The organism is Burkholderia pseudomultivorans (genome assembly GCF_001718415.1).
GTDB lineage: Bacteria > Pseudomonadota > Gammaproteobacteria > Burkholderiales > Burkholderiaceae > Burkholderia > Burkholderia pseudomultivorans_A.
Map to the genome: position 1 here is coordinate 3,013,442 of NZ_CP013378.1, position 13,070 is coordinate 3,026,511.

The window sequence follows — 13,070 nt, forward strand, 5'->3', positions numbered from 1 at the left end:
GCAAGCGCAGCCTTTCGAGTCCTCGCGCAAAGCGCGCAGGCGCTTTGCTTCCTGGGCTCAAAATGAAAAAGGCCGGCATAAAGCCGGCCTTTTATAAAACAGATGGTGCCCAGGAGAGGACTCGAACCTCCACGGTGTTGCCACCGCTAGGACCTGAACCTAGTGCGTCTACCAATTCCGCCACCTGGGCACGTTTCGCTTGGTGCTGCATTGCGAAAGACTGCGATTATAGCGCGTCTGGAAACGCTGTCAACAGGTTTTTCGGACGATCTTTCTCTTCGATGCGCGCGGCGGCCAAACACGCAGGTTTCCCTTCGGCGTCGATGCCGGTCCGGTTCGCCGTCGACGCATGATCGCGCAGGCATGACGTCCCGGGCTTATCTGTTACCATTGCGGTAACCTTTTGTCTGACTCAACCCGATGAGGAGTTTTTCATGTCTGAGATCGCCGTGGTTTTTCATAGTGGTTACGGTCATGCGGCCGTCATTGCGGAAGCCGTTGCGCGTGGTGTCGAGAAGGTCGACGGGGCGTCGGTCAAGCTGATCCCCGTCGAGTCGATCGACGATCACTGGGCGTATCTGGAGCACGATGCCAACGCGATCATCTTCGGCTCGCCGACCTACATGGGCAGCGCTTCCGCGCAGTTCAAGGGCTTCATGGACGCGTCGTCGAAGTACTGGGGCAAGTGGCGCGACAAGCTCGCGGCCGGCTTCACCGTCTCTGCTTCGCAAAGCGGCGACAAGCTGGCGACGCTGCAGCAGCTCGCCGTCTTCGCGGCCCAGCATCAGATGCTGTGGGTGAGCCTCGGCCTGATGCCCGGCAACAACAACAGCAAGGGCTCGGTCAACGATCTGAACCGGCTTGGCTCGTTCCTCGGCGCGATGGCGCAGGCGAATGCGGATCAGGGCGGCGATGCGATCATCGAGAGCGATCGGAAAACGGCCGAGGTGCTCGGCGAGCGCGTCGCGATTGCGGCAAAGCGCTGGAACGGACACCGCGTGTGATTTTTCTGCGGCGGAAATGAAAAAAGGTCGGCGCGAAGCCGACCTTTTCATCAAACAGATGGTGCCCAGGAGAGGACTCGGCCACACGAGCGCGACCCCGGCTGCGCTTGCAAGCGCAGCCTTTCGAGTCCTCACGCAAAGCGCGCAGGCGCTTTGCTTCCTGGGCCCAGAATGAAAAAAGGCCGGCATAAAGCCGACCTTTTTATGAAACAGATGGTGCCCAGGAGAGGACTCGGTCACACGAGCGCGACCCCGGCTGCGCTTGCAAGCGCAGCCTTTCGAGTCCTCACGCAAAGCGCGCAGGCGCTTTGCTTCCTGGGCGCAAAATGAAAAAGGCCGGCATAAAGCCGACCTTTTTATAAAACAGATGGTGCCCAGGAGAGGACTCGAACCTCCACGGTGTTGCCACCGCTAGGACCTGAACCTAGTGCGTCTACCAATTCCGCCACCTGGGCACGTTTCGCTTGGTGCTGCATCGCGAAAGACCGCTATTCTAGCGTGTCTGAAGCGCCTGTCAACACAATTTCATCGAACTGGAAGAAATTGTTCGGCCTGCCCGCGCAAGCGCTCATGCGCCGACCGGCTCCGCCCGTTTCGCGGCGAAATTCCAGCGCAGTGCCTGCGCTGTATCGACGCGCGCAGGCAGCAGTCCTGCGGCCAGAAAAGTGTCGGCGATCTTCTGCTGCTCGCCGAAGTTCTGCCGCAGCACCTCGCGCACGACATAGCTGCGTCGCGCATTCGCGCGCTCGATCGTCGCGGCGTCGAGCCCCCAGATCGGCGCGAGCGTATGCGCCGCTTCCGGCTGATGCGCGCGCAGCCATGCGCCGGCCTGCGACAACCGGTCGAACAGGATCTGCACGACATCGGGGCGGGCCGCGGCGAAACTGCTCGACGCGAGGTAGTAGCGCTGGTAGGACGCCAGCCCGTCGCCGTCGGCGAGTATCCGCACGTCGGGGTTCCGGTCCACCGATGCGACATAGGGATCCCAGGTGATCCACGCATCGACGCTGCCGCGCTCGAATGCGGCGCGGCCGTCCGCGGGCGTGAGGTAGTGGACCGCGGCATCGGCGGGTGCGAGTTTCGCGCGCGCGAGCGCGGCGAGCAGCAGGTAGTGGCTGCCGGCCGCCTTCGTCACCGCGATGCGCTTGCCCTTGAGATCGGCGAGCGTGCGCAGCGCGCCGTCCTGCTTGACGACGATCGCCTGTGCTTTCGGCGACGGCGCTTCCTGCGCGACGTACACGAAACGCGCGTGCGCGGCCTGGGCGAAGACCGGCACCGTGTCGGCCACGTCGGCGCTGAAATCGACGGCGCCGACATTGAGCGCCTCGGTCAGCGGCAGCCCGCTCGCGAATTCATGCCACGACACGCGCATGCCGAGCGGCGCGAGCGCCTGTTCCAGCGTGCCGCGCGTCTTGAGCAGCGTGATCAGCGTCGACGATTTCTGGTATCCGATGCGCAGCGTGGCGGGCGCATCGTCGGCGCGGGCACGGACACCCGCGGCCGTCAGGCCGGCGGCCAGCATCGCGCGCGCGAACGCGCGGCGGTTCATCGACGTCATCGAGCGTGCTCCTTGTCCGGTTCGTTGCAGGAAAGCGAGCCGGCTAACGTACCAACGCGGAGCGCGGACGCGAACCGATAAATTCTGCTATCGATCGGACTGGCGGGCATAAGCGGCTGGCACGCCGGCCTCGCGCGCTCGCGGCCGGAATTTCGAAGGGTGCCGGGCACGTGCGTTGCTCGCAGGAACGGCCACACCTTTATCAAGGAGAGCGACCATGCCCGAACAGAGAGCGATCCAGCGAGCACGTGCCGACAAGCGCGCCGGCAAGTCGCCGAGCACGCAGGCAGGCGAGTTCGTCAAGGAGGAGATCGACCGCGTGCGCAGCGGCAAGCACGGCGTACGTTCGGCGAAGCAGGCCGTCGCGATCGGTTTGTCCGAGGCGCGGCGCGCGGGCGTCGATATCAAGCCGCCCGCGAAGGGCAAGACGAGCGAAGCGACGCGCAAGAAGGCGGCACAGGACAGTGCCGCGGGCCACGGCAAGAAAAAAACGAGCGCCAGCACTGAGTCGAAAGCGAAACGCTCCCGCACCACGACCGCCGTATTGAAGCGCGAGAGCAAGGAGGGCGCGTCGTCGGCCGCGATGTCGAAGCAGGCGAAGAGCGCAGCTGCGCGTCGGCCGGCCGCGAGCCGTTCCGCCGCGGCGAAGAAGGCCGCACAGACCAAAGGGGCGGCAGGCCGCTCGGCAGCGGCGAAGAAGGCTGCCCAGACGCGGGCGGCGCGTTCGCATCACCGCTAAGGCGTCGGCCGGCACGGCGGGGCCGTCGATCGCGGCGTCGACAGAACGTCGGCGCCACGATCGTGGTCTTGCGTGTTCACGCGGCATGGACGGCCGCGCGAACGCCCTTCGTCGCAGCGGCCGCGGCGGCAATGCCGGACTCGGTACGGTGTTGCCGCCGCTTGGCCTCTATTGAGGTGGAGACAAGCGCCTGAAGCGCTTCCACAGTTTTTTCATCTGGACGTAGTCGGCAGCGACGCGCGAAGCCCAGAACCCGCGCACGAAAGCAGCCCCGGCGACGGTGTCGGCGGCCGCGCGCGGCAGCGAATCCAGCAGGCGAGGGGCAACCACGGCATCGTTGCGCCAGCCCAGATCGTCCTGCAGCGTACTCAATGTCGCCACATAGTGCTTCACCGCCGACTTCGAAAACAGCGAAGCAAAGAATTCCGTCGCATACCGAAGTTTCTTCGCCGCGATGCGTGCGCGATGCCGACGGTGATCGTCGAGACCGGCGAGCCCTCGGCCACGTTTCAGCAATTTTTTGTGCCGGCGGCGCAGGATGTCGGATGCCAGCCGCTTCACCGGTTGCTGCGCGGCCTCGGACGCCTTCTTCGACATGCCGTCACGCCAGCGTGCGCCGTCGAGCCATAGCGTCAGTTGCAGAACCAATCGCGTGTAGCGGACGGACTCCGCAGCAGCGGCCGCATTGGCACGCTTTTCCGTCGCGACCCGCGTGCACGCGCGCTCGACCGCCCGGCGCTCCTGCTTCTTCTTCGTTTGCGCCAATGCCTGGCCGAGCGTCGAGCGGGCAAGGACCTCCCAGTCGCGCGCCTCGCCCAGCTCCGAGGCGATCCAGCGCAGTTCGTCCTGAAGCCCGGGATAGGCGGGAATCACCTTGTCGAACAGATCGAGCGCCGAGCGCAGACGCCGCAGGCCGACGCGCATCTGGTGCACGCTCGACGGGTCGTGACCGGACACGACGCCGCGTTCGTTCGCGTGAACCTGCTCGAGGCAGTTGTATGCGATCGTGCGGAATGCCGCTTCGATGCTGTCCCGCTTGTTAAGCGTCACGGGCCGCGCCTTGACGGGCGCCTGATGTTGCTGCAGCAGCATTTCATAGCCGCGCTCGGCCTTGCTCATCGGGTCCAGGCGCAGCGGGACCGTTGCGAGCAGTTCGAGCGCTATCTGATAGAGACGCTCGGGCCGGCCCCGCTTCAGCTCCATTTCGACCGCGACGAGGGAGGCCGAATCCGTTTCGGTTTCGATGGTGCCTTCGTCGATCGCAAACTCGATTTCCTCGCCCGGTTGCGCGCGTAACGGCAGCACCGTGCGGCGAATTCTCGTGACGAAGCGCGGTTCGAGATCCGGTGCCGTGCGTTTGTCGCGAATCAGCTTTCCCAGATCGCTGTCGGCAGGTATCGAGTCGTTGAACAAGCTCAGATCCGGCGCGGGACCTTCGACCGGCGTTTCGAATTCGTCGCGCTGATACAGGCCCGCCTGCGCCGGGCCGTCGAGCTTGATGGTCTGGACGGTCTTGTCGCCGTGCGTGCGCACGCGCAGCGATGCATTGCACCGATGAAAGGCGAATTCCGATGTGTCGTAGTAGGTGCTGGTGAGCAGGGTGTCCGGCACGTCGGTGTGCGGGCTGTCCGCAAACAGCGGCGACTCGCGGATTCTGCCGACGTGCTCGCGGTCCACCAGCAGCTTCAGCTCTCGTTCCATTGCACTCCCTCGCGCGTCGTCGGTCCGACGCATCTGCTTGATCGGTCGCGGCCGCGCAGCAGCACGCCATCCGGTCAAACGGGCGAGCATTTTTCGCACCCCCGGCAGCCGGGCGTCGCGACCGACGTGCCCGACGCGTTCGCGTCCGTCTCCGCCGCCAGGCAAAGCGCCGCAGCGCGGATGGATACATTTGCGTCGGCCGCGTAAAACGTACAAACCGGAACCGCCGTAATCGGGCGACGGGCGCGGCGCGTTGCTGTCGGGTACGGGACTTGCTGCGAAGGAGCGTCCGGAATCAGCGGTAGCCGCCATGGAACCACGAGATCCGAAAGCTCGCGACCAAGCCGCGACCTGCGGGAGCGACACGTGTGGCTAAGGTCGTACGGCGAGGCATCGAACTCGCTCGCCACGTGCCCGGTATCGCGTGGATCAGCACGTACCGGATTGCATGGCTGCCGGGCGATGCGGTCGCGGGCGCGACCCTCAGCGCCGTGCTGGTGCCCGCCGGCATGGCCTACGCGATTGCGTCCGGCCTTTCCGCCGCGTCGGGACTCTATGCGTCGATTGCCGCGCTGGTCACTTACGCGGTATTCGGGCCGAGCCGCATCCTCGTGCTCGGGCCCGATTCCGCGCTGATTGCGCTGATCGCGGCGAGCGTCGTGCCGCTCTCGCACGGCAACGCCGCGCATGCGGCCGCGCTCGCGAGCGCGCTTGCCTTGCTGTCCGGCAGCCTCTGTCTGGCAGTCGGGCTGTTCAGGCTCGGCTTTATCACCGATCTGCTCTCCACGCCGATCCGCTACGGCTATCTGAACGGCATCATCGTCACGATCATCGTCAGTCAGTTGCCGAAGCTGCTCGGCCTGACGGTGCACGAAGCGGCGATTCCGCGGCAGCTGCGCGAGCTGGCCACTGCCGTTGCTTCCGGAAAGACGAACCTCGCGGCCTTGTCGATCGGTCTGCTGTCGCTGGCCGTGATCCTCGCGTCCAAACGCTGGGCGCCGAAAGTGCCGGGCGTGCTGGTCGCCGTGGTGGTCGCCACGGTCGGCGCCGCCTGTTTCGATCTGGCCGCACGGACCGGCATCGGCGTGGTCGGCACCTTGCCGCGAGGGCTGCCGGCACCGGACTTTCCGGCGCTTGCATCGAACGAGTGGCTGGCATTGTCGGCCAGTGCCGCGGCCATCGCGCTGGTGTCGTTTACGGACCTGAGCATGCTGTCGCAGATATACGGTCTGCGCAGCGGGGAGGGCGTCGACCGCAACCGCGAATTCGTCGCGCTCGGCATCGCGAATATCGCGGCGGGCCTGTTCCAGGGCTTTTCGGTCGCGGCCAGCGGATCGCGCACGCCGGTCGCCGAAGGCGCCGGAGCGAAGAGCCAGGCGTGCGGCCTGATTGCCGCGCTGATCGTCGCGGCGCTGCTGCTTTTTGTGCCGCAGGCGCTGCGGCATACGCCGCAAGCCACCCTCGGCGCGGTGGTGGTCGCCGCGTCGCTGTCGTTGCTCGAAATCACCGGCCTGCGGCGGCTTTACCAGTTGCGTCGTCCGGAATTCGTGCAGTCGCTCGCCTGCTTTGCCGGGGTCGTGCTGTCGGGCGTGGTGGCCGGTGTGGGTATCGCGCTCGGGCTGGCCGTGCTGGCCTTCCTGTGGCGGGCGTGGCGCCCCTATTCAGCGGTGCTTGGGCGACGCGACGGCGTGAAGGGCTATCACGACATCGCGCGCCATCCGGATGCGCGGCGCATCCCCGGGCTGGTTCTGCTGCGCTGGGATGCGCCGTTGTTCTTCGCGAACGCGGAAATCTTCCACGAGCGCGTGTTGACCGCAGCGCGCGAGGCCCCCACGCGGACCCGCTGGGTCGCCATCGCGGCCGAGCCCGTGACGGATATCGACGTCACCGCAGCCGACATGCTGGCGAGGCTCGACGACGAACTCGACGAGTCGGACGTGCAGCTATGCTTCGCCGAATTGAAGGGGCCGGTCAAGGACAGCCTGAAACGCTATGGACTGTACGAGCGGATCGGCGAGGAGCACTTCATGCCGACGATCGGCGAAGCCGTGTCGGCGTATCTGAAATCCCATCCGGTCGATTGGCACGATTGGGAAGGTGAAGGTTGACGCATCGCAGGCGGACGGCGGCGAGCCGTTGCGGGCGGCGTCAGTCGTCGCGTCGATAGTCGGCGACCGCGCCGGCGGCTGGCGCGACGGGATTGCCGCGCACGGGCTCGCCGCCGTCCGTGCGAGGTTGCGCGAGCAGCACGCAGCGGTCGACGAGCTCGCCGAACGAGGTGGTCGCCGACACCCCCATCTTCTGCCATAGCGCCGGGCACTCGGTGTCCCGCGCACACAGGCCGACGACGACGCCCGCCGATGTCGCGCGCTGGCTCAGACGGCGTATCAGGTTGCGCAGGTACGGTGGCGCATCGACGGCGTCGAGCGAGATCACGCTGATCACGGCTGGACCGGACAGGCGCACGTCGCGCAAGCCGTTTCGCGGAAAGCGCTCGTGGCTTGCGCTGTCCGCCCGCAGACCGCGCTGGCGCAGCAGGCGTACCGCGATGGCGGCGACGAGATCGTCCAGCTTGCCGCTGCCCGAGATGCAAAGCACCGACGGCACGCGATCGGCCGCGCTTTCCGGCTCCGGCGATGGCGGCGTGGAAGACGACGGCGTCGCGTCGCTGTCGGGTTCCAGGCCGTGTACGAGTTCCAGCACCGTTTCGCGGATGCGCCGTAATTGCTTCGGCGAGACGACCCCGCGCAGCAGGTCGATTCGCGCCTGGCGCAGCCCCTCGAGCGCAACGGCGTCGTAGTACTCGCAAAGCGAGCGCTTCTTCAGCAGCGCGTCGGCCTGCGCCAACGCCCGTTCGCGATCGCCCGTCAGCAGGCGTTGATAGAAGCGCTCGCCCGGCGTCAGGGCCGGTCTGTCGCCGAACAGCACATCGAGGAATTCGAGTCCGCTGATATAGCGGCCCAGAATCACCAGGCACAGCGTAAGCGGCGTGGAGAGCACCAGACCCACGGCGCCCCACAGCCAGCTCCAGAAGATCGCGGCGACGATCACCGCGATCGGCGAAAGGCCGGTGCTGTGACCGTACACGAGCGGTTCGAGAAACTGGCCGGCGGCCACTTCGGTCACGCAAAAGAGCACGAGGGTCAGCACGATCGTCGACCAGTCGGGGCTGACGGCGGCTGCGAGAATCGCGGCCGGCAGCGCCGCGATCCACGCGCCGACATACGGCACGAAACGCATCAATCCCGCGATCACGCCGAACAGCAGCGCGCCGGGCAGGCCGATCACGGCGAGCCCGAAGCTGATCACCGCGCCGACACACACGTTGACGCACAGCTGCGCGAGAAAGTAGCGGCTGAGGCGCCGCGCGGCATCGCTCATGGCCGTCGTGGTGCGGTGCATGTCGCGCGACCCGGCAAGACGGATCAGGCGCTCGCGCAGGTCGGCGCGCTGCAGCAGGATGAAAATCGCAGTCACCATCACGATACCGATCGTCGCGAGCGGGCTGACGACCGGCGACAGGAATCCTTGCGCGAGCTTCAGCGGCGAAGGGGACGGCTCGTGAACTTCGACGGGCAACGGGGCCTTGTCGGCCGGCCCTGCGGGCTTGCTGCCCGCGGACGTGAGTTCCTCGCGCACGGGCGTCACGCGCTTCAGCGCGTCGATGGTCCGCGTGAGGACCGCGTCGGCGTGAACCACCACCGTTTGCTGAATATTGTCGATTCGACGCTCGATCGCAACCTGATAGCGGGGCAGGTCGGACGCCAGTTCCGCCAACTGCGCACCGATCAGGACCCCGAGTGCGGTCAGCACGGACAGCGCCACCCAGACCGCGACCAGCACCGACACCAGTTCGCCCAGGCGCAGCCGCCGCAGCAGATCGACCAGCGGCGCCAGCAGGAAACTCAGCAGCACGGCCAGCGTGATCGGAATCAGCACGGTGCGCCCGAAATACATCGCGCAGACCATGACGACGCCCGTGACCAGCGAGGTCAGGGTCTTCAGGCCCGGCACGGCGGCGGGCGCGGCTTTGCGGCTGTGGGTGCCGGCCTCGCTGCGCGCCACGATGAATGGCGCTCGTCGGCCGTTCCTGCGTTGCTTTTCCAGTTTCCTCATGACAGGCTGGCCGGGACGATCCGGCGGTGACGCACAGGGAGCCCGGCGCGAGCGGCGGCAGTCGAGGCCGGCGCCCGCAGCGAAGCGTGACGTCAGGATGACGGGCTGCACGGCGCGGCCGGCAGGTCGAACGACGGCCACGCTGGCAGCCGCCGTGCATCGGCCGGCGGCGCATTGGTGTCCGGGAGACGCAACGATCGTGCCTGACCGCAGGCTTGCGTCGCCTGGGGTTCCCTGCACGCACGCGCACGAACCGCGGCCCGCAGAATCAGTGAGTCGCCTTGGGCAACGGCAGCCCAAGAGCGGACGAATGGGGCGCGTTCGAAACCGGCGTGCCGGGCGGCAGGCGCAGCCCGTTCGACTTCTTGCGCTGGCCCGGCGGCGGCGCGGTCGGTTGCTGCGACTGCATGGCCGCTATCAGCTGCTGGCAGGGCAGCGGTTTGTGGTTGCTCGGCGCGATCAACGGAATCAGCGCCGCGAACGGGTTGATCAGGCCGAGGCCGACCATCGCGCCGCCGCGCAGGGCGAGCGCCGTCGGATTCACGCCGACGTGCGGCTTCTTGAAGGTGCCCTTGACGTAGAGCGGCGAGCGCAGCGTAAAGATGCGGAAGCCCTTCGTGTGCGGGTGTATGCCGAGATCCATCGTTTCGTTCTTCATGTCGACCTTGCCGTCGACGTTGATGACGGCGTCGTCCGTGTCGAGCGCGAACGCATGCGAATCGAGCACGCCGTCCGTGACGATGAAATCGGCGGCCGCGCAGTTGATATGCACGACGCGATTGCCATACAGCTTTTCGTAGACGACGTTCGCGACGTTGAGGCCTGCGGCTTCCAGCAGCAGACGGCTGAGCGTGCCGTCGGTGACGAGCAGCTTCACCTCGCCGTTGGAACTGGCCGCGAGCGCCGCCGGCGTGTTGCCGGTCGCGGACAGTTGCGCGTCGCCATTGACTTCACCGAGCGCGCTCTGCATCGTCTTCGCGGTCGGCAGCAATTGCTTCAGCTTCAGACCGCGCACGCGCGTCGAAGCGCGCGCCTTGAGCGGCCGCGCGCGACCGTCGAGATGGAGATCCGATGCGATCGAGCCGCCCGCGACGCCGAACTTCAGCGGCTGCAGCGACAGTACGCCGTCGGTCATCACGATGTGCGTGTACAGATCCGTGACGGGCAGTGCCGGATCCTTGATGATGCGCCGGCCCGTGAATTTCACGTCGGCATCGATTGCGCTCCAGCGCTCCGTGCGAAAGCCTTCGACCGGCAGCGCCTTGTTCGACGGCTGACGCGCGGTCTCGCCGCGTCTTGCCTTGCTCGCATTGCTGTCCGCGCCCACCACCGGCGCCAGATCCTTGAACTGCAGCAGCTTCGAGACCACTTCGCCCTTGAGCAGCGGCCGCGGCTGGCGCTGCGTATAGACCAGCATGCCGCCCAGATCGCTGCCGCCCACGCGGCTTGAAAATTTTTCATAACGGAACACGCTGTTGCCCGGCTGGATGTTGCCGGTCAGGTGGCCCTCCGTGGCATAGGGCGGTGTCTGGGGCAGCGTGATGCCCGTCAGTTGATACAGGCGATCGAGGCTCGATCCTTGCAGCCACAGACGCAAATCGACGGCTGCCAGATGCGCGGGATCGGTGACGGTGCCGACCAGTGCAACGTGCAGGTCGCCCGCCCGGACGTCGGCCTGTACCGGCACCGGCCGCGACGCGTCCTGCAGCGCGAGCACGCCGCCGAGCTTGCCGCTGCCGGACAGCGCCGAATGGCGGTAGTTGCCGGTTACGGTCCAGCCGATCCCGTATTGCGGCTCGCTCTTCTGCTGCGCGGCGGGGGCGGTCGTGCCGCTTGCCGCCGGCTGGCCGCTCGAAGCCGTGCTTGCGGGCGCGGCGGATGCCGCAGACGCCGCAGACGCCGCCGATGCTGCCGCTCGCGCCTGCCTGCTCAGTTGTTGCGCGCCTTGCTTGCCGACCGTCTCGGCCGATGCGCTGCGCGATTTGCTTTCCTGCTGCTTGAGGACTTCGCCGATCGGGATCGCGTGGCCGAGCGTGTTGACCGTCGTCTGCATCACGAGTCCTTTCTGCTGGTCGGACAGCGCGATGTCGCCCTTGTCGAGCCGGATGTCGTGCAGGTCGAGCTTCCACGCCAGCGGATGCGCGGACGACTTGAACTTGAAGGTCCAGTTGTTTCGTCCGTCGGCGAGCCGCTCGAGGTCGACGGAAGGGCTGACCAGATTGATGGTCGGAATCACGATGTCGTGCGTGAGCAGCGGCAGCAGTTTCACCTGGAAGTCGATTTGGTCCAGCGTCGCGAAGTACCGCTGTTTCGCCCAGTCCGGGTTGGCGATCGTGATATTGCGCGCGGCAAAGGTCGGCCACGGCACCCAAGCGCGCCAGCCGGTCTCACCGGTGGCGCGATGCCAGCGCACGGTCAGATCGCCGTTGATTGCGAACGGACGACCGATCGCGGCGCTGACCTTGTCGTCGACCATCGGCCGCGCGCGATTCCAGTCGAACGTGAAAATGAACAGCGCGATCGCCGCGATCAGAATGATCAGCACCGCGACGAGCCACGCAACGACTTTGCCTGTCACTTTGGCGATCGTCATGCTGGACGCGTTCGATAGGGCCATGGCGGAAGTGTTGGATTCACGGTCCGGCCCCTCGCGGGCCGGGTTGGCAGCAAGGCAGCAATCGCCGTACCGCGAACCGGTCCGGCGCCTCGGGATGGTCGAGCGGGGTCGTGAAGACAGGGCGAAGCAGCGGCGGCGTCGGGCCGCTTTTGCGAGGAGGCGCAAAAATTGCGCGGGCCGCAGAGGGGGCCGCGTTCGGCCGCAACACGCTGGGGGCGACTGTGTTCGCGGCGTGCGGGCACTGCTTTTGCTATCGGGTTATCGACCGACCGCAAACATTGAGCGGAAATGGAGCCACAGATTTCCCACCGGATAAAGGAGCAGATCGATGACGAAGTCAGCTGCAACCAACGAGGCCGTACCTGAATCGAGCGATCCGTTCGTGCTGGATCTGAAAAAAATTCGCGAAGACGCGCGCAAGCACATGTCGGACGGCCCGGTCACGCAAACCTACGGCGCGGACCGCACCAAGGTGCTGAAGCTGCTCAATGACGCGCTGGCGACCGAGATCGTCTGCACGCTGCGTTACAAGCGGCACTACTTCATGGCGAGGGGCATCAATTCGGAAGCCGTCGCGCAGGAATTCGCGCAGCACGCGACCGAGGAGCAGGAGCACGCCGACCGGATCGCCGAGCGCATCGTGCAACTCGGCGGCGAGCCCGATTTTGCGCCGGACGGCCTGAAAACGCGTGCGCATTCGGAGTACAAGGAGGGCACCGACCTGACCAGCATGATCGGCGAGAACCTGGTGGCCGAGCGGATCGCCATCGATACGTACCGGGAGATCATCCGGTATCTCGGCGATAAGGACGTGACCACACGCCGGCTGTTCGAGGAAATTCTCGCGGTCGAGGAAGAGCATGCCGACGATATGGCCGATTTGCTCCAGGGGCGCGGGCAGTCGGCGGGAGGCGCGTGAAGCGCGGGGTTTGCCCTATCTGAAATGAAAAAAGGTCGGCGGGAAGCCGACCTTTTTTCATCAGACCGACAGTGTCCGGGAGGCGACTCGGTCACACGAGCGCAAAGCGCGCAGGCGCTTTGCTTCCTGGGCCCAAAATGAAAAAGGCCGGCATAAAGCCGGCCTTTTATAAAACAGATGGTGCCCAGGAGAGGACTCGAACCTCCACGGTGTTGCCACCGCTAGGACCTGAACCTAGTGCGTCTACCAATTCCGCCACCTGGGCACGTTTCGCAGTAGCTGCTTGCTGCAAAGAAGCGAAATTATAGCGCCCCAATTTCCCGTGTCAACACTTTTTTTCAATGCACCGCGAACCGGCCGTCGCGGCGCAGGGGCGCGGCATTCGCGTCATCGGACGACACAGCGCGGGTGATAGA

Annotated in this window: 8 protein-coding genes and 3 tRNA genes; 4 read left to right on the forward strand and 7 right to left on the reverse strand. The window is 66.0% G+C overall.

Annotation, left to right across the window (positions count from 1 at the left end; all coding sequences use genetic code 11):
- Positions 1 to 103: 103 nt before the first annotated feature.
- Positions 104 to 190, reverse strand: a tRNA-Leu gene (locus tag WS57_RS26240).
- A 244-nt stretch (positions 191 to 434) separates the two neighbouring features.
- Here WS57_RS26240 and WS57_RS26245 point away from each other — a divergent pair.
- The gene (locus tag WS57_RS26245) at positions 435 to 1,004 is read left to right on the forward strand and encodes a flavodoxin family protein (RefSeq protein WP_040127283.1); all 570 of its coding nucleotides are present in this window, start codon (positions 435 to 437) and stop codon (positions 1,002 to 1,004) included.
- Between the two features lie 368 nt (positions 1,005 to 1,372).
- On the opposite strand, the gene WS57_RS26250 is transcribed toward WS57_RS26245, so the two are convergent.
- Positions 1,373 to 1,459, reverse strand: a tRNA-Leu gene (locus WS57_RS26250).
- A gap of 113 nt (positions 1,460 to 1,572) precedes the next feature.
- Positions 1,573 to 2,562: an aliphatic sulfonate ABC transporter substrate-binding protein gene (locus tag WS57_RS26255; RefSeq protein ID WP_009691606.1), complete on the reverse strand. Its 990-nt coding sequence runs from the start codon at positions 2,560 to 2,562 to the stop codon at positions 1,573 to 1,575.
- Positions 2,563 to 2,779: 217 nt separating this feature from the next.
- Between WS57_RS26255 and WS57_RS26260 the strand changes: the two genes are divergently transcribed.
- Positions 2,780 to 3,301: a DUF6496 domain-containing protein gene (locus WS57_RS26260; protein ID WP_009691605.1), complete on the forward strand. Its 522-nt coding sequence runs from the start codon at positions 2,780 to 2,782 to the stop codon at positions 3,299 to 3,301.
- A 168-nt stretch (positions 3,302 to 3,469) separates the two neighbouring features.
- On the opposite strand, the gene WS57_RS26265 is transcribed toward WS57_RS26260, so the two are convergent.
- Positions 3,470 to 5,002: a CYTH and CHAD domain-containing protein gene (locus tag WS57_RS26265; protein ID WP_069245059.1), complete on the reverse strand. Its 1,533-nt coding sequence runs from the start codon at positions 5,000 to 5,002 to the stop codon at positions 3,470 to 3,472.
- Between the two features lie 368 nt (positions 5,003 to 5,370).
- On the opposite strand from WS57_RS26265, the gene WS57_RS26270 reads away from it, so the two are divergent.
- Positions 5,371 to 7,110 carry a SulP family inorganic anion transporter gene (locus WS57_RS26270; protein WP_069245060.1) on the forward strand — a complete coding sequence of 580 codons (1,740 nt, stop codon included), beginning with the start codon at positions 5,371 to 5,373 and terminating at the stop codon, positions 7,108 to 7,110.
- A 40-nt stretch (positions 7,111 to 7,150) separates the two neighbouring features.
- Here the strand turns inward: WS57_RS26270 and WS57_RS26275 are convergent, their stop codons facing one another.
- On the reverse strand, positions 7,151 to 9,229 hold the full coding sequence (locus WS57_RS26275) for an AI-2E family transporter (protein WP_236871926.1): 2,079 nt from the start codon (positions 9,227 to 9,229) through the stop codon (positions 7,151 to 7,153).
- A gap of 157 nt (positions 9,230 to 9,386) precedes the next feature.
- Positions 9,387 to 11,735: an AsmA family protein gene (locus WS57_RS26280; protein WP_069245062.1), complete on the reverse strand. Its 2,349-nt coding sequence runs from the start codon at positions 11,733 to 11,735 to the stop codon at positions 9,387 to 9,389.
- Between the two features lie 328 nt (positions 11,736 to 12,063).
- Between WS57_RS26280 and WS57_RS26285 the strand changes: the two genes are divergently transcribed.
- Positions 12,064 to 12,654 carry a ferritin-like domain-containing protein gene (locus WS57_RS26285; RefSeq protein WP_009691601.1) on the forward strand — a complete coding sequence of 197 codons (591 nt, stop codon included), beginning with the start codon at positions 12,064 to 12,066 and terminating at the stop codon, positions 12,652 to 12,654.
- A gap of 178 nt (positions 12,655 to 12,832) precedes the next feature.
- Here WS57_RS26285 and WS57_RS26290 read toward each other — a convergent pair.
- Positions 12,833 to 12,919 (reverse strand) — tRNA-Leu (locus tag WS57_RS26290).
- Positions 12,920 to 13,070 lie beyond the last annotated feature (151 nt).

Coding starts and splice junctions, on each gene's coding strand:
- WS57_RS26285 (WP_009691601.1), top strand. CDS start 12,064: ATGACGAAGTCAGCTGCAACCAACGAGGCCGTACCTGAATCGAGCGAT.
- WS57_RS26255 (WP_009691606.1), bottom strand. CDS start 2,562: ATGACGTCGATGAACCGCCGCGCGTTCGCGCGCGCGATGCTGGCCGCC.
- WS57_RS26245 (WP_040127283.1), top strand. CDS start 435: ATGTCTGAGATCGCCGTGGTTTTTCATAGTGGTTACGGTCATGCGGCC.
- WS57_RS26260 (WP_009691605.1), top strand. CDS start 2,780: ATGCCCGAACAGAGAGCGATCCAGCGAGCACGTGCCGACAAGCGCGCC.
- WS57_RS26265 (WP_069245059.1), bottom strand. CDS start 5,002: ATGGAACGAGAGCTGAAGCTGCTGGTGGACCGCGAGCACGTCGGCAGA.
- WS57_RS26280 (WP_069245062.1), bottom strand. CDS start 11,735: ATGGCCCTATCGAACGCGTCCAGCATGACGATCGCCAAAGTGACAGGC.